At 72.7% G+C, this 21,190-nt stretch carries 20 protein-coding genes; 7 read left to right on the forward strand and 13 right to left on the reverse strand.

Features of this window, described 5'->3' with window-relative positions; translation table 11 throughout:
- Positions 1 to 17: 17 nt before the first annotated feature.
- Positions 18 to 4,742, reverse strand: a complete 4,725-nt coding sequence (locus ACWCSV_RS22410; protein ID WP_451144837.1) for a DEAD/DEAH box helicase — start codon at positions 4,740 to 4,742, stop codon at positions 18 to 20.
- A gap of 68 nt (positions 4,743 to 4,810) precedes the next feature.
- On the opposite strand from ACWCSV_RS22410, the gene ACWCSV_RS22415 reads away from it, so the two are divergent.
- Genes ACWCSV_RS22415 through ACWCSV_RS22425 form a run of 3 tightly spaced genes read left to right on the forward strand, consistent with a single transcriptional unit; the run spans position 4,811 to position 6,835 of the window.
- Positions 4,811 to 5,686, forward strand: coding sequence for an AraC family transcriptional regulator (locus ACWCSV_RS22415; RefSeq protein WP_451144839.1), 876 nt, complete (start codon positions 4,811 to 4,813; stop codon positions 5,684 to 5,686).
- A 10-nt stretch (positions 5,687 to 5,696) separates the two neighbouring features.
- Positions 5,697 to 6,533, forward strand: coding sequence for an AzlC family ABC transporter permease (locus ACWCSV_RS22420; RefSeq protein WP_451144841.1), 837 nt, complete (start codon positions 5,697 to 5,699; stop codon positions 6,531 to 6,533).
- Positions 6,530 to 6,835: an AzlD domain-containing protein gene (locus ACWCSV_RS22425; RefSeq protein WP_451144843.1), complete on the forward strand. Its 306-nt coding sequence runs from the start codon at positions 6,530 to 6,532 to the stop codon at positions 6,833 to 6,835. The genes ACWCSV_RS22420 and ACWCSV_RS22425 overlap by 4 nt, the downstream gene beginning before the upstream one ends.
- Before the next feature lie 100 nt (positions 6,836 to 6,935).
- On the opposite strand, the gene ACWCSV_RS22430 is transcribed toward ACWCSV_RS22425, so the two are convergent.
- Positions 6,936 to 7,850, reverse strand: coding sequence for a hypothetical protein (locus tag ACWCSV_RS22430; protein ID WP_451144845.1), 915 nt, complete (start codon positions 7,848 to 7,850; stop codon positions 6,936 to 6,938).
- Between the two features lie 77 nt (positions 7,851 to 7,927).
- Between ACWCSV_RS22430 and ACWCSV_RS22435 the strand changes: the two genes are divergently transcribed.
- Positions 7,928 to 8,122 (forward strand): DUF3046 domain-containing protein, encoded by a 195-nt coding sequence (locus ACWCSV_RS22435; protein WP_451144847.1) that lies wholly within the window; start codon positions 7,928 to 7,930, stop codon positions 8,120 to 8,122.
- Positions 8,123 to 8,333: 211 nt separating this feature from the next.
- Positions 8,334 to 9,584 carry an AI-2E family transporter gene (locus ACWCSV_RS22440; RefSeq protein WP_451144989.1) on the forward strand — a complete coding sequence of 417 codons (1,251 nt, stop codon included), beginning with the start codon at positions 8,334 to 8,336 and terminating at the stop codon, positions 9,582 to 9,584.
- A 49-nt stretch (positions 9,585 to 9,633) separates the two neighbouring features.
- On the opposite strand, the gene ACWCSV_RS22445 is transcribed toward ACWCSV_RS22440, so the two are convergent.
- Positions 9,634 to 10,305: a DUF4232 domain-containing protein gene (locus ACWCSV_RS22445; RefSeq protein ID WP_451144849.1), complete on the reverse strand. Its 672-nt coding sequence runs from the start codon at positions 10,303 to 10,305 to the stop codon at positions 9,634 to 9,636.
- Between the two features lie 517 nt (positions 10,306 to 10,822).
- Between ACWCSV_RS22445 and recA the strand changes: the two genes are divergently transcribed.
- Together recA and recX are read left to right on the forward strand one after the other, a co-directional pair.
- On the forward strand, positions 10,823 to 11,962 hold the full coding sequence (gene recA, locus ACWCSV_RS22450) for a recombinase RecA (RefSeq protein ID WP_451144851.1): 1,140 nt from the start codon (positions 10,823 to 10,825) through the stop codon (positions 11,960 to 11,962).
- 4 nt (positions 11,963 to 11,966) lie between these two features.
- Positions 11,967 to 12,728: a recombination regulator RecX gene (recX, locus tag ACWCSV_RS22455; RefSeq protein ID WP_451144853.1), complete on the forward strand. Its 762-nt coding sequence runs from the start codon at positions 11,967 to 11,969 to the stop codon at positions 12,726 to 12,728.
- Between the two features lie 163 nt (positions 12,729 to 12,891).
- Here the strand turns inward: recX and ACWCSV_RS22460 are convergent, their stop codons facing one another.
- The 10 genes from ACWCSV_RS22460 to ACWCSV_RS22505 all read right to left on the reverse strand — a co-directional run bounded on the left by ACWCSV_RS22460 (position 12,892) and on the right by ACWCSV_RS22505 (position 21,103).
- Entirely contained in the window at positions 12,892 to 13,620 is a 729-nt protein-coding gene (locus ACWCSV_RS22460; RefSeq protein ID WP_451144855.1) for a DUF6197 family protein, read from the reverse strand.
- 224 nt (positions 13,621 to 13,844) lie between these two features.
- Positions 13,845 to 14,507: a hypothetical protein gene (locus tag ACWCSV_RS22465; RefSeq protein WP_451144857.1), complete on the reverse strand. Its 663-nt coding sequence runs from the start codon at positions 14,505 to 14,507 to the stop codon at positions 13,845 to 13,847.
- Positions 14,504 to 14,938: a rhodanese-like domain-containing protein gene (locus tag ACWCSV_RS22470; protein ID WP_451144859.1), complete on the reverse strand. Its 435-nt coding sequence runs from the start codon at positions 14,936 to 14,938 to the stop codon at positions 14,504 to 14,506. Before ACWCSV_RS22470 ends, ACWCSV_RS22465 begins: the two co-directional genes overlap by 4 nt.
- On the reverse strand, positions 14,935 to 15,432 hold the full coding sequence (locus tag ACWCSV_RS22475) for a cysteine dioxygenase (RefSeq protein WP_451144991.1): 498 nt from the start codon (positions 15,430 to 15,432) through the stop codon (positions 14,935 to 14,937). The genes ACWCSV_RS22470 and ACWCSV_RS22475 overlap by 4 nt, the downstream gene beginning before the upstream one ends.
- Positions 15,433 to 15,647: 215 nt before the next feature.
- Positions 15,648 to 15,737, reverse strand: a complete 90-nt coding sequence (locus ACWCSV_RS22480; RefSeq protein WP_328719044.1) for a putative leader peptide — start codon at positions 15,735 to 15,737, stop codon at positions 15,648 to 15,650.
- 32 nt (positions 15,738 to 15,769) lie between these two features.
- On the reverse strand, positions 15,770 to 17,431 hold the full coding sequence (locus ACWCSV_RS22485) for an FAD-dependent monooxygenase (RefSeq protein ID WP_451144861.1): 1,662 nt from the start codon (positions 17,429 to 17,431) through the stop codon (positions 15,770 to 15,772).
- Between the two features lie 170 nt (positions 17,432 to 17,601).
- Positions 17,602 to 18,600, reverse strand: a complete 999-nt coding sequence (locus ACWCSV_RS22490) for an amino acid ABC transporter permease (RefSeq protein ID WP_451144863.1) — start codon at positions 18,598 to 18,600, stop codon at positions 17,602 to 17,604.
- Positions 18,597 to 19,244 (reverse strand): amino acid ABC transporter permease, encoded by a 648-nt coding sequence (locus tag ACWCSV_RS22495; protein ID WP_390958309.1) that lies wholly within the window; start codon positions 19,242 to 19,244, stop codon positions 18,597 to 18,599. The genes ACWCSV_RS22490 and ACWCSV_RS22495 overlap by 4 nt, the downstream gene beginning before the upstream one ends.
- 117 nt (positions 19,245 to 19,361) lie before the next feature.
- The gene (locus ACWCSV_RS22500) at positions 19,362 to 20,285 is read right to left on the reverse strand and encodes a glutamate ABC transporter substrate-binding protein (protein WP_390958307.1); all 924 of its coding nucleotides are present in this window, start codon (positions 20,283 to 20,285) and stop codon (positions 19,362 to 19,364) included.
- 32 nt (positions 20,286 to 20,317) lie between these two features.
- The gene (locus ACWCSV_RS22505; RefSeq protein WP_451144865.1) at positions 20,318 to 21,103 is read right to left on the reverse strand and encodes an amino acid ABC transporter ATP-binding protein; all 786 of its coding nucleotides are present in this window, start codon (positions 21,101 to 21,103) and stop codon (positions 20,318 to 20,320) included.
- Positions 21,104 to 21,190: the final 87 nt, after the last annotated feature.

The raw sequence follows: 21,190 nt of genomic DNA on the forward strand, positions 1-21,190 counted from the left end.
CGTCGCCGGCCGCCCGGTCAGGTGCGCAGCCGCATCCCCTTGGGGGTGGCCAGGAAGCCCGCCGCCTCCAGCACCCGGCCCACCGGCGAGGTCAGCGAGGACGCGCCGTTGGTGCGCTCCACCGTGACCGTGCCCAGGGACCCCGCCTTCGCCGCCGCCGCGAGCGCCTCGGCCGCGGCGCGCAGCGCGGGGTCCTCGGGGTCGGAGGGCCAGGCCAGCAGGGATTTGCCGCCGCGCTCCATGTACAGCGTCAACTCCCCGTCGACCAGCACCACCAGGGCACCCGCCTTGCGGCCCGGCTTGTGACCGGCACCGTCCGGGGACTCGGGCCAGGGCAGCGCCGCTCCGTAGGCGTTGGCCGGGTCGGCCGCCGCCAGCACCACGGCGCGCGGCGCGCTCCCCGGGTCCCGGCGGTCCCGGGCGGTCGACGCCGCCCGCAGCCGGTCCACGGCCCCGTCCATGGCGAACTGTGCCGCCCCCAGCCCCTCGACGACGTACCCGCGCCTCGCCTGCCCGTTGTCCTCGAAGGCGGCGAGGATGCGGTACGTCGCCGAGAAACCGCCCTCCACCCCCTCCGCCTGCACCGCGCCCCGGGTGACCACGCCGTGCCGGTCCAACAGGGTGCGGGCCAGCGCGTGGGCGCGGTGGGTGGGCTCGGGTTCGCTCGCCGGCAGCAGCGCCCACCGGCCGGAGACCGTCGGCGGGCCCGTCCGGGAGGCCGGGCGGGCGGAGGCGGTGAGCGAGCCGTACCGGCCGCGGGGCACCGAGCGCCTGGCCCGGTGCGCGGTCGCCCCGGCCGTGCGCCCCGACCCGAGGAGCGAGCGCAGCGGCGCCAGCGTGTCGTTGGTGAGCCGCCCGGACCAGGCGAGGTCCCAGAGCGCGTCCGCCAGCTGCGCGTCCGAGGCGGACGGGTGCGTGGTGGCGCGGACCTGATCGGCGATCTGGCGGAAGAAGAGGCCGTAGCCGCCGCGGAGCGTGGTCAGGACCGACTCGTGCAGCGCGGTCAGCTCCAGCGGATGGGGCGGCGGCAGCAGCAGCGGGGCGTTGTCCGCCGGATAGAGCGCGAGCCAGCCGTCCTTGCCGGGGAGGGCCCCCGCCCCCGCCCAGACGACCTCGCCGGTCGTCGTCAGCTCGTCCAGCAGGGCGGGGGTGTAACCGGCGACCCGGCCCGGCAGGATCAGCCGCTCCAGCGCGGAGGCCGGAACCGGCGCACCCTGCAACTGCTCGACGGCCCGGGCCAGCCCGTCGATGCCCCGCAGCCCGTGGCCGTCCAGGTGCTGCCACTGCGGCAGGAACGTCGCCAGCGCGGCGGGCGGCACCGGCTCCAGCTCGTGGCGGAGCGCCGCCAGGGAGCGGCGTCGCAGCCGGCGCAGCACGGTGGCGTCGCACCACTCCTGTCCGATGCCCGCCGGATGGAACTCGCCCAGCACGACCCGTCCCGAAGCGGACAGGCGCTGCAGCGCACCCTCCGTCACCGCCGCGCCGAGACCGAAACGCTCCGCCGCCCGCGCCGAGGTGAACGGGCCGTGCGTACGGGCGTACCGGGCGATGAGGTCCCCCAGCGGGTCCTTCACCGGCTCGGTGAACGCCTCGGGCACACCGACCGGAAGGGCGGTGCCCAGCGCGTCGCGCAGCCGGCCGGCGTCCTCGACGGCGGCCCAGTGGTCGGCACCCGCGATACGGACCCGCAGCGCCCGGCGGGCCGTCTCCAGCTCGGGCGCCCAGGACGGCTCCGCGCCGCGCTCGGCCAGCTCCGCCGGGGTGAGCGGGCCGAGGACCCGCAGCAGGTCGGCGACGCCCTCGACGTCCTTGACCCGGCGCTCCTCGGTCAGCCACTGGAGCTCCCGCTCCAGCTCGGTCAGCACGTCGGCGTCGAGCAGCTCGCGCAGCTCCGCCTGGCCGAGCAGCTCCGCCAGCAGGTGCGAGTCGAGCGAGAGGGCGGCGGCGCGCCGCTCGGCGAGCGGCGAGTCGCCCTCGTACAGGAACTGGGCGACGTAACCGAAGAGGAGGGAGCGGGCGAAGGGGGAGGGCTCGGTGGTGGTCACCTCCACGAGGCGGATGCGGCGGGCTTCGAGGTCGCCCATGAGCTCGGTCAGTCCGGGTACGTCGAACACGTCCTGGAGGCATTCGCGCACCGCTTCGAGGACGATCGGGAACGACCCGAACTCGGAGGCCACCTGGAGCAGCTGGGAGGCACGCTGGCGCTGCTGCCACAGCGGGGTGCGCTTGCCGGGACTGCGCCGGGGCAGCAGCAGGGCCCGCGCCGCGCACTCCCGGAAGCGCGAGGCGAACAGGGCCGACCCGCCCACCTGGTCGGTGACGATCTGCTGGACCTCGCCCTTGTCGAAGACGACGTCGGCGGCGCCCACCGGTGGCTGCCCGCTGTCGTAGGCGCCGTCCGGGAGCATCGGGCCGCGATCGGTGGTCGTACCGTCGCCGGAGCCGCCGGAGCCGCCGGAGCCGCCGGAGCCGCCGGAGCCGCCGGAGCCGCCGGAGCCGCCGCCGGGGGCGTCGAAGTCGAGCAGATCGAGGCTCATCAGGTCCGCGTCCGGCAGCCGGAGCACGATGCCGTCGTCGGCGTGCATGACCTGGGCGTCCATGCCGTACCGCTCGGCCAGGCGGGCGGAGAGGGCGAGCGCCCACGGGGCGTGCACCTGCGCGCCGAACGGGGAGTGCACCACCACCCGCCAGTCGCCCAGCTCGTCCCGGAAGCGTTCGACGAGGATGGTCCGGTCGTCCGGGACGTGGCCGCAGGCCCGCCGCTGCTCGTCGAGGTAGGAGAGGATGTTGCCGGCCGCCCAGGCGTCCAGACCGGCCGCGAGGAGCCGGAGCCGGGCGTCCTCCTCGGAGAGCCCCCCGACCTCCCGGAGGAACGCGCCCAGCGCGCGGCCCAGCTCCAGCGGGCGCCCCAGCTGGTCGCCCTTCCAGAACGGCAGGCGTCCCGGCACCCCCGGGGCGGGGGAGACCAGCACCCGGTCGCGGGTGATGTCCTCGATCCGCCAGGACGTGGTGCCGAGCGTGAAGACGTCCCCGACGCGGGACTCGTACACCATCTCCTCGTCCAGCTCCCCCACCCGGCCGCCGCCCTTCTTGGGGTCAGACCCGGCGAGGAAGACGCCGAACAGTCCCCGGTCCGGGATCGTGCCGCCGGAGGTGACGGCGAGCCGCTGCGCCCCCGGGCGCCCGGTCACCGTGCCCGCGACCCGGTCCCAGACCACGCGAGGGCGCAGCTCCGCGAAGGCGTCCGAGGGGTAGCGGCCCGCCAGCATGTCGAGCACGGCCGTGAAGGCCGACTCCGGCAGCGAGGCGAACGGCGCGGCGCGGCGGACGAGGGCCAGCAGATCGTCCGCCTGCCGGGTGTCCAGGGCCACGATCGCCACCAGCTGCTGCGCCAGCACGTCCAGCGGGTTCGACGGGACGCGCAGCGCCTCGATGGCGCCCTCGCGCATCCGCTCGGTGACCACGGCCGCCTGCACGAGGTCGCCCCGGTACTTCGGGAAGACCACGCCCGTCGACACGGCCCCCACCTGGTGGCCCGCGCGACCCACCCGCTGGAGGCCGGAGGCCACCGAGGGCGGGGACTCGACCTGGATCACCAGGTCCACGGCGCCCATGTCGATGCCGAGCTCCAGGCTGGAGGTGGCGACGACCGCCGGCAGCCGGCCCGCCTTGAGGTCCTCCTCCACCTGGGCCCGCTGCTCCTTGGAGACCGAGCCGTGGTGCGCCCGGGCCAGCAGGGCCGGAGCGCCCTTCGCGCCGCCCGACTGGGCCATCAGCTCGGCGGGGGAGTGGGCCTCCGGCATGGCCTCGCCGGTCGCGCGTTCGTACGCGATCTCGTTGAGCCGGTTGCAGAGCCGCTCGGCGAGGCGCCGGGAGTTGGCGAAGACGATCGTGGAGCGGTGCGCCTGGACGAGGTCGGCGATCCGCTCCTCCACCTGCGGCCAGATGGACGGTTTGTCGCTCTGGCCGGCACCGCTGTCGGGGGCCGGTGAGCCGCCCAGCTCGCCGAGGTCCTCCACGGGTACGACGACGGAGAGGTCGAACTCCTTGGCCGAGGCGGGCTGCACGATCTCCACCCGGCGCTGCGGCGAGAGGAACCGCGCCACCTCGTCGACCGGCCGGACCGTGGCCGACAGCCCGATCCGGCGGGCGGGGCGCGGCAGCAGCTCGTCGAGCCGCTCCAGGCTCAGCGCGAGGTGCGCGCCGCGTTTCGTGCCCGCGACGGCGTGCACTTCGTCCAGGATCACCGTCTCCACCCCGGCGAGGGCCTCCCGCGCCGAGGAGGTCAGCATCAGGAAGAGCGACTCGGGGGTCGTGATCAGGATGTCCGGCGGCCTCGTCACCAGGGTCCGGCGCTCCGCCGGAGGCGTGTCGCCCGAGCGGATGCCCACGCGGACCTCCGGTTCCGGCAGACCCAGCCGCACCGATTCCTGGCGGATGCCGGTCAGCGGTGAGCGGAGGTTGCGCTCCACGTCGACGGCGAGGGCCTTCAGCGGGGAGATGTACAGCACGCGGCAGCGCTTCTTCGCCTCCGCGGGGGGCGGTACGGAGGCCAGCTGGTCGAGGGAGGCGAGGAAGGCCGCCAGGGTCTTGCCGGAGCCGGTCGGCGCCACGACCAGCACGTCCGAGCCCTCCGCGATCGCGGACCAGGCGCCCTCCTGCGCGGCCGTGGGCGCGCGGAAGGCGCCCGTGAACCAGCTGCGGGTCGCGGGCGAGAACGAATCCAGGGCAGAGCCGACCATGCCCACCATCGTGCACCCCACCACTGACATCGGCCGGTGCACACGGTCGGACCTGCGAGAATGCCGGTATGGCGGAAGGTCCGGAGGGAGATCCGGCGACAAGGGAATGGGCGAGGCACTGGCAGTACGCCGCCCTGCCCGGCCTCGACCTGCTCCGCGCCCACTACGTCCGGCACGCCTTCCCCCGCCACAGCCACGAGGGGTACGTCGTCGCGGCCGTCACCCGGGGCATGGAGGACGTCGGGCTGCCCGGCGGCACCCTGCACGCGGGCCCCGGCACCGTGGTGATGATCAACCCGGAGGTGCCGCACACCGCCCGCGCCGGGGTCCCGGAGGGCTGGGCGTATGCCACGCTCTACCCCTCCGCCGGCGCCGTGCACGCGGTGGCGGCCGAGGTCACCAACCTGCGCGGCACGGTCGGCTTCGACACCTCCTGCGCCGCCGACCCCGAGGCGGGCCGGCTGATCCACGAGGTGCACCGGGCCGCCGAACAGGGCAACGCGCTCGCGGCCGACACCCTGCTGCGGATCGTGCTCGCCCGCCTGCTCGGCCGGCACGGCGGCCTGCCGGCACCTGCCCCCTCCCTCACCGCCGGTGCCCGCGCGGCGGGCCGCGCCCGGGCCGTACTGGAGGACCGGCTGACCGCGCCGCCCACCCTGGAGGCGCTCGCGGCGGAGGTCGGCGCCACCCCCTTCGCGCTGCTGCGCGCCTTCAAGAAGCGGTACGGAATGCCCCCGCACGCCTGGCTCACCAACGCCCGCGTGCGACGGGCGCGCGAACTGCTGGAGACGGGGGTGCCGCCCGCCGCCGCGGCCGCCGCGGTGGGCTTCACCGACCAGCCGCATCTGAACCGGCACTTCACCCGGATCGTGGGCGTGCCACCAGGCGCCTACCAGCGCGAACGCGCAAGAACGTACAAGACCGGGACCCGCCCCCGCGCCTAGGGTCGCGGACGTGGCAGAACAGACGACACCCCTCCCCACACCCCACCCCGAGCCCCTTCCCACGCACCTCCCCACCGCCGGCCCGGACAGCGGAACGGTTCCCCCCGGTGCATCCGGCGGCCCCGGTGCGACGAAGGCCGACGCGGCCGTCGTCCGGGACGCGCTCGGCGTCGGCGTGGCCGTCGGGCTCTCCGGATTCGCCTTCGGCGTCACCGCCGCCGGCGCCGGCCTCACCCTGCTCCAGACCTGCGCGCTGAGCCTCCTCGTTTTCACTGGGGCCTCGCAGTTCGCCCTGGTCGGAGCCCTCGCGGCCGGCGGCAACCCGTACACCGCGGCGGCCGGGGCCTTCTTCCTCGGCGTACGCAACGCTTTCTACGGGCTCCGCCTCTCCCAGCTGCTCGCCCTGCCCCGCGCCCTGCGCCCGCTCGCCGCGCACTGGGTGATCGACGAGAGCACCGCCGTCACCCTGGCCCAGCCCACCCGCCGGGCCGCCCGCCTCGGGTTCACCGTCACCGGCGCCTCGCTCTACGTGCTCTGGAACCTCACCACGCTCGCGGGGGCGCTGGGCGCCGAGAAGCTCGGCGACACCGACGCCTGGGGGCTGGACGCCGCCGGACCGGCGGTGTTCCTGGCGCTGCTCGCGCCCATGCTCACCAGCTCCACGGAACGCGTCACGGCGGGACTCGCCGTGATCCTCGTCCTCGGGCTGCTGCCCGTCCTGCCCGCCGGTGTCCCGGTCCTGCTCGCCGGGCTCGCCGCCCCGGCCGTCCTCTTCCTCAAGGGGCGCGCGGGACACGGCCCCACGGGCGCGGACCCCACCACCACCTCCCCGGGAGCCGGCCGATGACCGTCTGGATCGCCGTCGCGCTCACCGCGGCCGGCTGCTACCTCGCCAAGCTCCTCGGGCTCCTGGTGCCCGCCGGTGTCCTGGAACGGCCGCTCGTCCAGCGGCTGGCCGCCCTGCTCCCGGTGGCGCTGCTCGCCGCCCTCACCGCGCAGCAGACGTTCGGCGACGGCGCCCGTCTCGTCCTCGACGCCCGGGGCGCCGGGCTCGCGGCGGCCGCGCTCGCCCTCGTACTGCGCGCGCCGTTCCTGGTCGTCGTGGCCGTCGCGGTCGCCGTCACCGCCGGGGTGCGGGCCCTCGGGTAGAACCTGGCGCCGTCGGCCGGGCGGGCCCCGGGCAGAACCTGGCGCCGTCGGCCGGGCGGGCCCCCGGACAGGACCTGGCGCCGATGGTCGGACGGGCCCGTCACCCCAGGTCACGGCCGTGCGCCCGGAGGATCTGGAGGGCGCGCAGGGTGACGAGCGGGCGCCCCTCCAGGGCCGTACCGGGGGCCCACTGCCGCCAGGTGAGCGGCCAGCCGCCGTCCTCGCGCTGCTCGGACGCGAGGTGGTCGAGGGAGCCGGACAACTCCTCCTCGGTGAACCATCCGCAGGCCAGCGAGGCGGGCGTACGCGCGTAGTCGTACGGGAAGTGGTACTCACCCGGCGCGTACCCCGGCGCCAGCGGGTAGTCCTCGCGCCGGCGCGGGTCCAGCACCACGAGGCGCTGCTCCCGCACCAGCCGGCCCAGCCGCCGGGCCGCCGCCCGCGCGCGCTCCTGGTCCGGAGCACCGTCCAGGAAGGCGACCGCCGCCTCGATCTCGTACGGATGCGAGACGGTCAGCGACTCCACGGCCGACCAGCAGAAGTCCGTCGCGCGGAAGAGCCACGCGTGCCAGACCTGGTTGCGGTGGAGCAGCCCGACGACCGGTCCGGTGGCCAGCAGTTCGGCGGGCGGATCGTCGACGACCGGGATGAAGGGCGCGGCTGGGTAGCCGCGCTGGGAGGGTCTGAGCGCGGGCAGCGCCCCTTCCTTGGTGGAGACCGCCGTCAGATAGCGGCAGATCCGGTCCACCCGGGGCCCGTGGCAGCGGCCGACGGAGTCCAGGACGCTCAGCGCGTGCGCGGTGTGCAGGGGCTGGCTGACCGGGCCGCGCAGATCGGGTTCGAGGGCGTGGCCGTAACCGCCGTCCTCGTTCAGATAGGCGGCGAGCGCGGTCTCGACCGCGTCCGGGGCTCCGTCGAGAAAGTCGTGGGCGAACCTCCGCTGTTCGAGTACGCGGGCCGTGAGCCAGATGAACTGCTCGGCGCGGGCGAGGGGACGTGCTGCGGTTCCGGGCATGGACCGACCGTAGAGCGGAAAGCACCCCGCGGTGCCTCCCGCGTCGGAGCGCACCCCGGGAGCGGGATACTGGGGTCATGCGGTTGACGATTTTCTGGGAGCGGATGGCCGACCACTTCGGCGGCGGGTACGCGGACTCCTTCGCGCGTGACCACGTCATGGCGGAGCTGGACGGCCTGACGGTCCATCAGGCACTCGAAGCGGGATGGGAGACGAAGGACGTCTGGCGTGCCGTCTGCACGGCGATGGACATCCCCGCCGAGCGCCGCTGAGCCACCGCGCGCCCAGGACCGCGGACTCCGTCCGGTGAAACCCAGGCAGTCTGGCGGCCGCAGGCCGGGGGACCGGCGGCTCCGTCCGTAGGCGAGACTTGTGGGCGTGGCCCCGACAGACGAGACCGTGCAGAACCCGCAGCACTCCGCCGCGCCTCCCGTACCGCCTGCCGTGCCACCGGAGCCCCCGGTGGACGACGGACCCGCGCGCATGCCCCGGTGGCTCCCGCGTGCCGTGGTCATGGCACTGGCGCTCTATGCCTGCTTCCGCCTCGGAAGCTGGGCATTCGACCAGCTCATCGGTCTGCTGATCAACATCCTCATCGCCTTCTTCCTCGCCCTGGCCATAGAGCCGGCGGTCGGCCGCATGGCCGGACGGGGCATGCGGCGCGGTCTGGCGACCTTCCTCGTGTTCATCGTCGTGTTCATCCTGGGCATCGGGTTCGTCTTCCTGCTGGGCTCGATGCTCGCCGGGCAGATCGTGGACATGTTCGACGAGTTCCCGAAGTACCTCGACTCGGTGATCAAGTGGGTCAACCAGACGTTCCACACGGAACTCTCGCGGGTCGAGGTCCAGGACAGCCTGCTGCACTCGGACTGGCTCCAGCGGTACGTGCAGAACAGTGCGACCGGAGTGCTCGACGTCTCCACCACCGTGCTCGGAGGCCTGTTCCGGCTGCTGACGATCTTCCTGTTCTCCTTCTACTTCGCGGCCGACGGGCCCCGGTTGCGCCGCGCGCTCTGCTCCGTACTGCCGCCGTCCCGCCAGGCCGAGGTACTGCGGGCCTGGGAGATCGCGGTCGACAAGACCGGCGGCTACCTCTACTCGCGCGGTCTCATGGCGCTCATCTCCGGCATCGCGCACTACATCCTGCTCGTCGTCCTCGGAGTGCCCTACGCCCCGGCGCTCGCGGTGTGGGTCGGTCTGGTCTCCCAGTTCATCCCGACCATCGGCACGTATCTCGCGGGTGCCCTGCCGATGCTGATCGCGTTCACCGTCGATCCCTGGTACGCGCTCTGGGTGCTCGGTTTCGTCGTGATCTACCAGCAGTTCGAGAACTACGTGCTGCAGCCCAAGCTGACCTCGAAGACCGTCGACATCCACCCGGCGGTGGCCTTCGGATCGGTGATCGCCGGTACGGCTCTGCTCGGCGCGGTCGGCGCGCTGATCGCGATCCCCGCGGTGGCCACGCTCCAGGCCTTCCTCGGCGCGTACGTCAAGCGGTACGCGGTGACCGACGACCCCCGGGTGGGCGGCAGCAGCAGGCAGCCCGGCGAACCCGTCTGGACACGGGCGCGGAGGCTGGCGCAGAGGGCGGGACGAGGACCAGTCCCGCACTCCGGCGGCGACCGGCGCGCGGACGGGGCGCGTGAGGCGGCGGGTCCGGACGGTTCCGGCGAATCCGGAGGTGCGGACGGCGGGAGCGGTGGTACGGGACACGGGGGCCCGGACCTGCGGTAGCCGACGCCCTCTGTGCCTCGCGCCGCGACCCGCCGGGGCCGTTGCCGGGTCAGTGGGCGAAGAGCGGCTTCACCGCGCTGTCGGTGTCGCTCTGCCAGTAGGTCACCCGGGCCATCCGGTCCACGTACACCTCCCCCTCCCCGGGGAGCTGGAGGAGCGCGCCCTCGTCCGTACCCCCGGGGGCGACGGTCCGGCCCGGCGGACCGAGCACGACCGTCGTCTCGGGGGTGCTGGTCTCCTTGTTGCTCTGGCGGGCGAGCAGGCCCGCGTACGCCTTCTGGCCGGGTTCCAGGGCCACCGGGGTCCGCCGGGCGGAGTCCTTGAGGGGCGGCAGCACGTACCGCGCGTCGCCGAAGGTGATCACCGGATAGTGGTAGAGCGTGCAGGGCTGGTCGCCGATGTTGGTGGCGACCAGCAGGAACTTCGCGTCGTCCTCCTGCGGAGACCGGGCGAACTCCATGGTCACGTCGGTGTTGGCGTCGGTGCAGGTGCCGTCGTACGCAGGGGGCTCGCCGTCGCCCGGAGCGCTGCCGGGCGTCCCGGAGCCGCCCGCCCGGGACACGGCGGGTGCGGAGGTGCCGGGTCCGTTCGACGCCGGGGAGCCGCCCGCCTCCCCGTCTCCCGTCCCGCAGGCCGTCGTGACCGCGAGGAGCGCCGCGGCCGTCAGTCCCAGGGCGCCGAGCCCCCGGGTGCGACGTGCGGTCGTGCGGAAGGTGCGCATCGCGGCCCCCGTGACTCCGGTCGACCGTGCCCGCCGGCCGACGTGTGTTCGCTTGCGCCGATCAGCATGCAGCGCCCGGTGCGCCGAATTCGCGCCCCGGGCGTGATCGTTACGGAGTGGGTACGAGGGAGGGAGGCGGCGACGGCCGTCGCGCGGGCCCGGTGCTCACGTCCGGCGGACGGGACGAAGCGGCTCCGGGAGCCCGGTCGCGGCATGACTTCGGTCACGGTCCCCGATGCCGGTCGGTGCGGATGCGTGCACCCGGTGGCGACGGCGGGCGGTGCGGTTCGGTGCGGTCCGTCGTGGTGCGGGGCGGCCCCGGCCGGGTGGTGGCGGGCGGCGTGGTGCGCTTGACACCAAAATCGAACATCCGTTCTCATGGCCTCCAGGGCCCGGGTTTCCCGGGCTCGGCCGTGGAGTTTTCCACAGGCCGGGAGGACGTCGAGGCCCATTGTCAGTGGCAGGGGTTAGCGTCTTTGACGTGAAGCGATCGACTCAAGCAAATCGGGTGGAACCCATGGCAGGCAACGACCGCGAGAAGGCGCTGGACGCCGCTCTCGCACAGATTGAGCGCCAATTCGGCAAGGGCGCGGTGATGCGCCTCGGCGAGCGTCCGAACGAACCCATCGAGGTGATCCCCACGGGATCCACCGCGCTCGACGTCGCCCTCGGCGTCGGCGGTCTGCCGCGTGGCCGCGTGGTGGAGGTGTACGGCCCGGAGTCCTCCGGCAAGACCACCCTGACCCTGCACGCCGTGGCCAACGCGCAGCGGCTCGGCGGCCAGGTGGCGTTCATCGACGCCGAGCACGCGCTCGACCCGGAGTACGCCAAGAAGCTCGGCGTCGACATCGACAACCTGATCCTCTCCCAGCCGGACAACGGCGAGCAGGCTCTGGAAATCGTGGACATGCTGGTCCGCTCAGGCGCGCTCGACCTGATCGTCATCGACTCCGTGGCGGCCCTGGTGCCCCGTGCGGAGATCGAGGGCGAGATGGGTGACTCCCACGTGGGTCTCCAGGCCCGTCTGATGAGCCAGGCGCTCCGCAAGATCACCAGCGCGCTCAACCAGTCCAAGACGACCGCGATCTTCATCAACCAGCTCCGCGAGAAGATCGGCGTCATGTTCGGCTCCCCGGAGACCACGACCGGTGGCCGCGCGCTGAAGTTCTACGCCTCGGTCCGTCTCGACATCCGCCGCATCGAGACGCTGAAGGACGGCACCGACGCGGTCGGCAACCGTACCCGCGTCAAGGTCGTCAAGAACAAGGTCGCGCCGCCGTTCAAGCAGGCCGAGTTCGACATCCTCTACGGCCAGGGCATCAGCCGCGAGGGCGGCCTGATCGACATGGGCGTGGAGCACGGCTTCGTCCGCAAGGCCGGCGCCTGGTACACGTACGAGGGCGACCAGCTCGGCCAGGGCAAGGAGAACGCCCGGAACTTCCTCAAGGACAACCCCGACCTCGCCAACGAGATCGAGAAGAAGATCCTGGAGAAGCTCGGCGTCGGTGTCCGCCCGGAGAGCGACGCTCCGGCGGCCGGTACGGACGCGGCGGACGCCGTGACCGCAGGGGCGGCCGACAGCACCGCGAAGCCGGCGACCACGGCTGCGGCGGCCAAGGCCAAGGCCACCAAGACCGCCGCGGCGGCCAAGAGCTAGTCCCGTGACACGGCGTACGGAGTGGTCGGAGCCGGCCACCGGATTCGGTGCGGAGCCCCACCCGCGGCATGCGGGCGGTTTCGCCGGCGGACCGGGAGCGGGTCCGGAGCCGGACACCGAGGCGGAGTTTCGTTCCGGAGCCCGTCGGGGGGCGGGCCCGGGGACGGCATTCGGCGACGGTGCGGGATTCGGCGAAGGCGGGGGCCGTCGCTCCCGTTCCAGAAGCAGCGGCTCCCCTTTCTCGTCGAGGGCCGAGACGGGGGAGCCGCGAGACCCGGTGGAGCAGGCGCGCAACATCTGCCTGCGCCTGCTCACCGGGACCCCGCGCACCCGCAAGCAACTCGCGGACGCGCTGAGCAAGCGGGAGATTCCCGACGAGGTGGCCGAGGAGGTGCTGTCGCGCTTCGAGGACGTGGGGCTGATCGACGATGCGGCGTTCGCGGACTCCTGGGTGGAATCCAGGCACCACGGCCGAGGTCTTGCGCGCCGGGCGCTCGCCCGTGAACTCCGCACGAAGGGCGTCGATTCCGCGGTGATCGACGAGGCGGTCGGGCAGCTCGACTCCGAGCAGGAGGAGGAGACGGCCCGCGAACTGGTCGCGCGCAAGCTCCGGTCCACGCGAGGGCTCGACCGGGACAAGCGGTTGCGCCGCCTCGCGGGCATGCTCGCCCGCAAGGGATACGGAGAAGGCATGGCACTCCGCGTGGTGCGCCAAGCGCTGGAGGCCGAGGGGGAGGACACGGAGGGTCTGGACGAGCCGTTCTGACGTGGGCCGAGGAGGCTCGGCCGTTCCTGACGTACGCGGTGGTGCGGCGAAGCGTTCCGCGGTGCTGGTGCTGGTGCTGGTGCTGGTGCTGGTGGGGGTGCGGGGAGGCTTCAGGCTGTTGCCGTCCGGCTGCCCATAACCGGCTGCCGAATTCGGTCGACGATCAGTGGCCGGCCAGGGAGGCGCGTCGGATGGTGGCGTCGACCAGGGCGATGGCGTCGGAGGCGGTGCGGCCCGGCGCCCGGTTCCAGGGGCCGATCAGATCGGTCCAGCCCTGCGAGCGCAGCTCGGTGATCATCCACGCCCCGGCCCGGTCCACGGTCTCGGCGGAGCCGTAGCCGAGCCGGTGCGCCGTGAGCATCGCCCCGCACACGCACCGGGCGCCACGGGCGTTGCGCAGCCGGTACGGAGTGTTCTGCCATCCCCACTCCGTCAGGATCAGCCGCGCGTAGGCCAGGTGGACCGAAGGGCGTACGTCGCCCCGGCCGATGCGCCGCCAGGAGTGGAGCCGGTCCGGCAGCATCGCGCCGAGCCGCCCGGGGAGGCGCCGCTCGACGGGGGACGCGGCGGGCAGGGCGCGCAGGGAGTCCGCGACGAGCTGATCGACGGGTACGGAGAGCAGCCCGCGCCAGTGTTCCGGTGACCGGGTGGGGAGGGCGTCGGCAGGGCCGGGCGCGGTCGTGGGCTTACCGACGGGTCCGGTGGCGGGTCCGGTGCCGGGGCGGAGGGGTACGGGTTCGGCGGCCGAGCGGTCCCAGTCGGTGACGATGCGCCGCCAGGCTTCCGACTCCTGGAGGCGGGAGGCCTGGAGGTCGAGTTCGTCCGGGGTGAGGACGGGGGAGTCCATGTCCATCAGCGCGCCATCTCCGTACACGTTCGCCTCCTGGTGCATGAGGCGAATGTCGGGCCTGCGCGGTGACCGCTCCACCGGGGAGCGGCCGTTCGGGTAGGCCCGGGAGCGGTGTGCCCGCCAACGGGGGCCCGCGCGGTGCGAACAGGCGAGCGCCTCCGGGTGGCCCACCGAGGCGGGGTGCCACCGGCCGGAACGGCATCATCGGCGGGTACGGGTACGGGTACGGGTACGGGGTGCGTGGTGCGTGGTGCTTGGTGCGGGTCTCAGGGCGAATGGTCCACGTCGGCCGCAGGGTCCACATCGGCCGACTGGTCCACATCGGCCGACTGGTCCACGTTCCAGAGAGCGGGCAGCTCTCCATCGCAGAACACACAGACGAAGTGGCCCTCGCGGACGATGTTGTGCGACTCGCACGCAGGGCAGCGCCGGAACACCACCTCATGGGTGAAACCGTCCGGCCGGGCGAGCCCCGCGCGGTCCAGTGCCCGCGCGACGGCGGGCCAGGAACTGGTGTCCGGGCAGTAGCCGGTCGACTGGTTGCTGATCCCGTCCACCGTCCACGTGCCCGCATCACGGGTGAAGCCGATCTCTCCCGCGCTCAGCACGGCCTCCCTGCCGGCGCAGGCCACATGCTCGCTGCGGCGCGGGGCCAGCCGCAGCGTGCCGTCCCCGCCGACGACGAAGGTGAACGGCTCGCGCAGCTCGGTTGCCGGGCGCAGGGCCACCCAGCCCTCGAAGTCCGCGGCCGAGGCGATCCGGCAGCCGCCACCGGACCGGTCGTCGTGAGGCCGAACGTCACTGGACCGGTCACCACCGGACCGGGCGTCGTCGGGCCGGTCGCCACCGGGCCGGGCGCCGTCGGGCCGGACCGTCCGCCACAGGTCGGCCGGCCCCACGTAGCGGTAACTCCGCACCCGTACGTTCAACCGGAGGCTGTGACGGGGAGTCCCGCCGCCCGCCATGCCTGGAAGCCGCCGATGAGATCGGTGGCGCGGGACAGGCCGAGCCGGTGCAGGGAGGCTGCCGCGAGGCTGGAGGCGTACCCCTCGTTGCAGACGATCACGATCCGCAGGTCGTGGCCGACCGCCTGTTCCGCGCGGTGACTGCCCCACGGGTCGAGCCGCCACTCCAGTTCGTTCCGTTCGACGACCAGCGCGCCCGGGATCAGACCGTCGCGTTCGCGCAGGGCGGCGTAGCGGATGTCGACGAGCAGGGCACCCTCGGCGGCTTCCGAGGCGGCCTCTTCCGGGCCGACCCGCTCGAAGCCCTTCCGTACCCGTTCGAGGAATTCGTCGATGCCGACCGGCGCGGACGCCGGGTCGCCGCCCGCCGTGCGGATGTTCTCGTGCTCGCTCACTGCCAGTCCTCCGGAATTTCGGTCTGCTCCAGCCGGAGCACCGCGCCCGTACGGCTGTAGCGGCGGATGCGGGGCAGCGGCGGGTAGTAGGCGTGCACGGAGACGGCGTGCTCGGTGGTGGACTCGTTGAGCACCTCGTGCACATGGTGGCGGCCGAACGCACGTCCCTGACCCTCCGTCAGTTCACGGCTGCGGTCGATCCCTTCGGTCAGCTCCAGCGTCCTCCACCCGTCGGTGGGCAGCCGGGCGGCCAGCGAGTGCTCCTTCAGGGCGCCGGAAGCGGTGAGGAAGGCGCCGACCGAGTCCGCGTGGTCGTGCCAGCCGGTGCCCGTGCCCGGCGGCCAGCCGATCAGCCATGCCTCGCTGCCCGCGGGCCCGTCCAGCCGCACCCAGGTGCGGTCCTCGGGGTCGAGCGGCAGGGAGGCGATCAACCTGGCGTCGGCGGCGGTCCGGCGGGCGAATTCGAGCAGTTCCGCCACCGTCGGCGCGGTCACCGGGGGTGGCGCGGCCGGGGGCGTACCGGCTTCGGCCGGGAGTTCGAGGGCTTCGAGGGCTTCCAGGGAAACGGCGGGTACGGAGGCAGCCGCCGACGCCGGGGAGGGCGCGGGCAGGGAAGAGGCGGAGAGCGCAGACACGATGACCGTCCTGAGAGTTCGCGTGAAGGCGCGTGCCGGTGCGGAGGCAGCACGGCACGGCGGGGAGAGGCGAGTCAGCAGGAAGGGCGACACACGCAGCCGGCGTAGCGGACGAGGTCCATGTGGACCCTCCGCCACAGGCGCACGCAGGTGTCGTCGGTCATGTTCTGGAGTACACCACGCGGGTCCCCGCGGGTCAATTGAGTGTGGCGGCCCTCTCGGAGCGTGCGGAGGCGCGCGGGGTCGAGTCGTCGTCCGCGGGGGAAGCGCCGGGTGTGCCGGGCGTGCCGGGTGGGCCGCCCCGCGCGGCGTCCGCCGCGGCGAAGAGCTCCGCCGGCCGCACCCCGGCGAACGCGGCCACCAGGTGTCCGTCCGGCCGGATCAGCAGAACCGTGTGGGCCGCCGCGCCCGGATAGCTCTCCGTGACGAGGAGTTCGCTCTCCACCGGGAGGGCGCGCACGGCTTCCGCGAGACGGGGCATCACGCCCGCCGTCATCCAGTGCCGCCGGTCCCAGACACCGGTGCCCGGGGCGATCAGCACCACCAGGAACCGGCCGCGTCCCAGCCGGCCCCGCAGTCGTACGGATGTTCCGTCCGGTGCGGTCGCCCGTACCTCGGCGACCGGCGCACCGGGGGGCGTACCGACCGGGACGTGCGCCTGGGCGTGCTGTGGTGCGAGGGGGGAGTGCGTGTACGAAGGGGGTGCGCCGAGCGGGCCGTACCCGAGATGTGCGTCGAAGAAGAGAGTGTCGTGCCCGCGCGCGCCGCCCGCCACCAGGGTCCGCAGACCGCCTCCGCCGCGCAGTATCGGCAGCGACTGGTCGGCGGCACGCAGCCGGGCGGCCACGGCGGCCCGTCGCTCGGCCTGGTAGCTGTCCAGCAGCAGTTCGGATGCCCCGTGGTGCCAGGCGTGGGCCAGCTTCCACGCGAGGTTCTCGGCGTCCCGCAGGCCCTCGTCCACGCCCTGGGTACCCAGGGCGCCCAGCAGATGGGCGGCATCCCCCGCGAGGAAGGCCCGCTCCACCCGCCAGCGCAGCGCGAGCCGGTGGTGGACCGTGTAGACGCCGGTGTCCAGCAGCTCGTAGGGCGGGGTCTCCCCGCACCAGCCGGCCAGCGTCTCCCGGGTGCGGGCGATCAGCGCCTCGGGCGTGACCAGTTCACCGCCGTTCGGGAGCAGCCAGTCGAGCCGCCAGACCCCGCCCGGCAGCGGACGGGCCGTCACCTCGGTGCCGGCCGCGCGCCACGGCGGCTGACGGTGCAGCACGGCCGCCCCCGGCCAGGGGAGTTCGACCCGCAGCGCGGCGACGGCGTGGCGTTCCACGGCGGTCCGGCCCGGGAACCTGACGTCCAGGAGCTTGCGCACGGTGGAGCGCGCTCCGTCGCATCCGACCAGGTAACTTCCGCGCCACCAGGTCGCGTCGGGGTCCTTGGTGTGCACGGTGACGCCGGACGCGTCCTGCTCCAGGGTGTCGACCCGGCTGAGCGGCACGAGCCGGATCAGCTCGTGCGCGGCCACGGCGGCCCGCAGCCCCCGGGTGAGCGCGTGCTGCGGCAGGTGCACGGGCGCCGGCGCCGAGCCGCTTCCCGGGCTCGCACCGAGTGGTACCTCACGTACCAGCTGGTTCCGGCGGAGCGAACGCCAGCCCGACCAGCTCAGTGCCGCGCGGTCCGGAGTGGCGCAGCCGAGCCGCATGACCAGGTCGGCGGTGTCCTCGCGCAGTACCACCGTGCGCGCGGGGCGCGGTTCGTCCTTGCCGAGCCCCTCGTCGAGGAGCACGGAGGGCACACCGTGCGCCGCCAGGGCGAGGGCGAGCGTCAGACCGACGGGTCCGGTGCCGACGACGATCACCGGGTCCACGGTGCGTACCCTCCGGCCCGAACGGTCATGCGAAACCTGGTAGTCGAAGCGGTCGAAGTCCGGTGCGTGATCACAGAACGTATGCAACCCACTGGGGATGCCCGCGTCAAGCGAGCGAGGCAGCGGCGCATGCGCCGCTGCCTCGAATGCTCCTCGCTCCAGGCGGGCCGCTACGACTTCCCGGTGGTCCCGGGGCCCCCTCCGGTCCCCCCGGTCCCGTCGGCCGCGACCGTCTTCGCGACGGTTTCGGCGGCCGGCGGAAGGTCCGCGCCCCCTGCGCCCCCGGGCCGGGCGGCCGGGACAGCGGCGGTCGCGACGGGCGCGTCGATGCCGGCGGCCGGAGCGGCCGACGCCACGGCGATGCCCGTCCTGGCGCGCCGGCCGCGCCGCTCGATCCAGGTCGCGAGCGCCGACAGCAGCAGACACATCGTCACGTAGATGGTGCCGATGACGACGATCGTCGAGACGTACGGGTACTTGCCGTCGACCAGAGTGTTGGAGGCGATCAGACGCGCGGTCTGGAGCAGCTCCGGGTACAGGATGATGTAGCCGAGCGAGGTGTCCTTGAGCGTCACCACCAGCTGGCTGATGATCGTCGGCAGCATCGCCCGCACGGCCTGCGGCATCAGCACGCCGAGCATCACCTGCGTCTTGCTCATGCCGAGCGCGTACGCGGCCTCGCTCTGGCCCCGGGGGACCGAGTTGATTCCGGCCCGCAGCACCTCGGCCTGGACGCAGCCGTTGTAGACGGAGAGGCCCAGGGCCAGCGCCCACATCGAGTAGTCGGTCAGGAAGCCGACCCAGATCGCGTAGATCGTGATGAGCAGCGGGATCGAGCGGAACAGCTCGATGAACGTGGTCGCGACCCAGCGCACCGGCCGGTGGTCGGAGAGACGGCCGACCGCGAGCACCACGCCGAGGACGACCGATCCGACCGCCGCCAGGCCGAAGACCTTGAGCGTGGCCAGCACCGCGTCGGCGATGTTCTGCCGGATGCCCGCGTAGTTGAAGATGTCCCACATGCCGGAATCGAGGTTGCCCGTGTCCGACAGCCGTTTGATGGCGAAGACGATCAGCGCCAGGATGGCGACGCCGCCGACCACCGCGTAGACGCGGTTCCTTACGGTGGCCTTCGGGCCCGGCGCGTCGTAGAGAACGCTGGCACTCATCGGGCGACCTCCATACGGCGCTCCAGCAGCCGGAAGAGACCGCTGATGACAAAGGTGACGACCAGGTAGCCGAGGGCGACCCAGATGAAGACGGGGGTGATCGCGTAGCCGCGGTCGCTCATCAGCTTCTGCCAGCCGAACAGCTCGGTGACGCTGAAGGCGCCGGCGATGGCCGAGTTCTTCGTGAGGGCGATGAAGATGCTGCTCAGCGGCGGGATCACGGACCGGGTCGCCTGCGGGAGGACGACGAGGCGCAGGGTCTGCGGGAAGGACATGCCGATCGAGCGGGCGGCCTCGGCCTGGCCCAGCGGCACGGTGTTGATGCCGGAGCGGACGGCCTCGCAGACGAACGACGAGGTGTAGAAGCCCAGCGCCAGCGAACCGAGGACGAACGGGCTCAGGCCCGAGAAGAAGACCTGCGGCACGACGAAGAAGAAGATGAGGAAGAGCAGCGTCAGAGGGGTGTTGCGCAGCAGCGTCACCCAGGCCGTGCCGAAGATCCGCAGGGGCGGCACCGGTGAAACCCGCATGCCGGCGATGACGACGCCGAGCACCAGCGCGATGACCGAGCTGACGGCGGTGATCGACACCGTGCCTATGAAGCCGTCGCGGAACTCCGGGAAATTGTCGAGCAGTACGTTCATGAGGTCTCCGCGTCGGCTGTCAGCGGCATCGGGCGTACGGGGCCGGTCGGGCGTACGGGTCGGGTCGGGCGGGCGGGGCCGCCCGGCGTCGGGGAGGTGACGCCGGGCGGCGCGCCGTCAGTAGCGCTCGATGGCCGGCGGGGCGGTGTACGCCGAGCCGGAGAGACCGAGGGTCGCGTCGTAGATCTTCTTGTACGAGCCGTCCTGGACGTGCTTCTCGAGCGAGTCGTTGATCGCGTCCCGCAGCACCTTGTCGTCCTTGTTCAGGCCGACGCCATAGGGCTCCTCGGTGAAGGGCTTGCCGATGACCCGCAGCTTCTTGGGGTTCTGGGCCGCGTAGCCCTTGAGGATCGAGTCGTCGGTGGTGACCGCGTCGACCTGGTTGGTCAGAAGCTGCTGCACGCAGTCCGAGTACTTGGCCAGCTCGACGACGCTCGCGCCGTACTCCGGCTTCTTGATCTCCTGGAGCGGGGTCGAACCCACGATCGAGCAGACCTTCTTGCCCTTCAGCGTGTCCGTACCGGTGATGGCCTTCTCGTCGGAGCGGACCAGCAGGTCGGCGCCCGCCTTGTAGTACGGACCGGCGAACCCGACCAGCTGCTTGCGCTTGTCGTTGATCGTGTACGTACCGACGAAGTAGTCGACCTGGCCCTTGGAGATCGCCGTCTCGCGGATGCCGGAGTCGACGGTCTTCCACTCGATCTGCTTGTCCGAGAAGCCGAGGTCCGCGGCGATCATCTTGGCGATCTCGATGTCGAAGCCGGAGCGCTCCTTCGTGGACTGGTCCTCGAAGCCCAGGTACGGCTGGTCGGCCTTGGCGCCGATGATCAGCTTCCCGCGCTTCTTCGCCTCCTTGAAGGCCGGCGAGTCCAGGTCGACCCCGGTGGCGACGGTGTACGTGGGAAGGGCGGGCGCGTCGGAGGCGCCGGGCTTGGTGCCCGCGGGCTTGTCGCCGGCCGAGCCTTCCTTGCCCCCACAGGCGGTGGCGGTCAGAGCGATGACGGCGATGGCCGCGAGGGCGGCCGACTTGCGGAGCTGCATCTGAACTTTCCTTCTGTCGTAGGTCGTTGTCGTCAGTGGTGAAGGATCTTCGACAGGAAGTCCTTGGCCCGGTCGCTGCGGGGGTTGCTGAAGAACTGGTCGGGCGTGGCCTCTTCGACGATCTTTCCGTCCGCCATGAAGACGACACGGTTGGCGGCGGAGCGGGCGAAGCCCATCTCGTGGGTGACGACGATCATCGTCATGCCGTCCCGGGCCAGCTGCTGCATGACTTCGAGGACCTCGTTGATCATCTCCGGGTCGAGCGCCGACGTGGGCTCGTCGAAGAGCATGACCTTCGGATCCATCGCCAACGCCCTTGCGATGGCGACGCGTTGCTGCTGACCGCCGGAGAGCTGGGCCGGATACTTGTCCGCCTGCACGCCCACGCCGACCCGGTCGAGCAGGATCCGGGCCTTCTCCTCCGCGGTCTTCTTGTCGGTCTTGCGGACCTTGACCTGGCCCAGCATGACGTTCTCCAGCACGGTCTTGTGCGCGAAGAGGTTGAACGACTGGAAGACCATGCCCACATCGGCGCGCAGCCGGGCAAGTTCCCTGCCCTCCTGGGGAAGTGGGCGTCCGTCGATCGTGATCGACCCCGAATCGATCGTCTCCAGGCGGTTGATCGTGCGGCACAGCGTGGACTTTCCGGACCCGGAGGGTCCGATGACGACCACGACCTCGCCGCGGGCGATGGTCAGATCGATGTCCTGGAGCACATGCAGCGCGCCGAAGTGCTTGTTGACGTTGCTCAGTACGACGAGGTCGTCTGCCTCGGGTGCGGCATCCTCGGCGGCCTTCGTCACTGAAACTCCGCTCATCGGCTCTTGCTCCGTCCTCCTCGGGGGGCCAGCGCCTCGGCCGGCAGGGGCGAACCCTGCGTGTCGAGGCACTTGGACACTAGTGAC

It is taken from the genome of Streptomyces sp. NPDC001770 (genome assembly GCF_053596135.1).

Excerpts from the sequence above, each read along its gene's own strand:
- ACWCSV_RS22410 (WP_451144837.1), bottom strand. The coding sequence starts at position 4,742 with ATGGTCGGCTCTGCCCTGGATTCGTTCTCGCCCGCGACCCGCAGCTGG.
- ACWCSV_RS22415 (WP_451144839.1), top strand. The coding sequence starts at position 4,811 with ATGGCGGAAGGTCCGGAGGGAGATCCGGCGACAAGGGAATGGGCGAGG.
- ACWCSV_RS22425 (WP_451144843.1), top strand. The coding sequence starts at position 6,530 with ATGACCGTCTGGATCGCCGTCGCGCTCACCGCGGCCGGCTGCTACCTC.
- ACWCSV_RS22430 (WP_451144845.1), bottom strand. The coding sequence starts at position 7,850 with ATGCCCGGAACCGCAGCACGTCCCCTCGCCCGCGCCGAGCAGTTCATC.
- ACWCSV_RS22435 (WP_451144847.1), top strand. The coding sequence starts at position 7,928 with ATGCGGTTGACGATTTTCTGGGAGCGGATGGCCGACCACTTCGGCGGC.
- ACWCSV_RS22440 (WP_451144989.1), top strand. The coding sequence starts at position 8,334 with ATGCCCCGGTGGCTCCCGCGTGCCGTGGTCATGGCACTGGCGCTCTAT.
- ACWCSV_RS22445 (WP_451144849.1), bottom strand. The coding sequence starts at position 10,305 with ATGCGCACCTTCCGCACGACCGCACGTCGCACCCGGGGGCTCGGCGCC.
- recA (WP_451144851.1), top strand. The coding sequence starts at position 10,823 with ATGGCAGGCAACGACCGCGAGAAGGCGCTGGACGCCGCTCTCGCACAG.
- ACWCSV_RS22460 (WP_451144855.1), bottom strand. The coding sequence starts at position 13,620 with ATGCACCAGGAGGCGAACGTGTACGGAGATGGCGCGCTGATGGACATG.
- ACWCSV_RS22480 (WP_328719044.1), bottom strand. The coding sequence starts at position 15,737 with ATGACCGACGACACCTGCGTGCGCCTGTGGCGGAGGGTCCACATGGAC.
- ACWCSV_RS22490 (WP_451144863.1), bottom strand. The coding sequence starts at position 18,600 with ATGAGTGCCAGCGTTCTCTACGACGCGCCGGGCCCGAAGGCCACCGTA.
- ACWCSV_RS22495 (WP_390958309.1), bottom strand. The coding sequence starts at position 19,244 with ATGAACGTACTGCTCGACAATTTCCCGGAGTTCCGCGACGGCTTCATA.
- ACWCSV_RS22500 (WP_390958307.1), bottom strand. The coding sequence starts at position 20,285 with ATGCAGCTCCGCAAGTCGGCCGCCCTCGCGGCCATCGCCGTCATCGCT.
- ACWCSV_RS22505 (WP_451144865.1), bottom strand. The coding sequence starts at position 21,103 with ATGAGCGGAGTTTCAGTGACGAAGGCCGCCGAGGATGCCGCACCCGAG.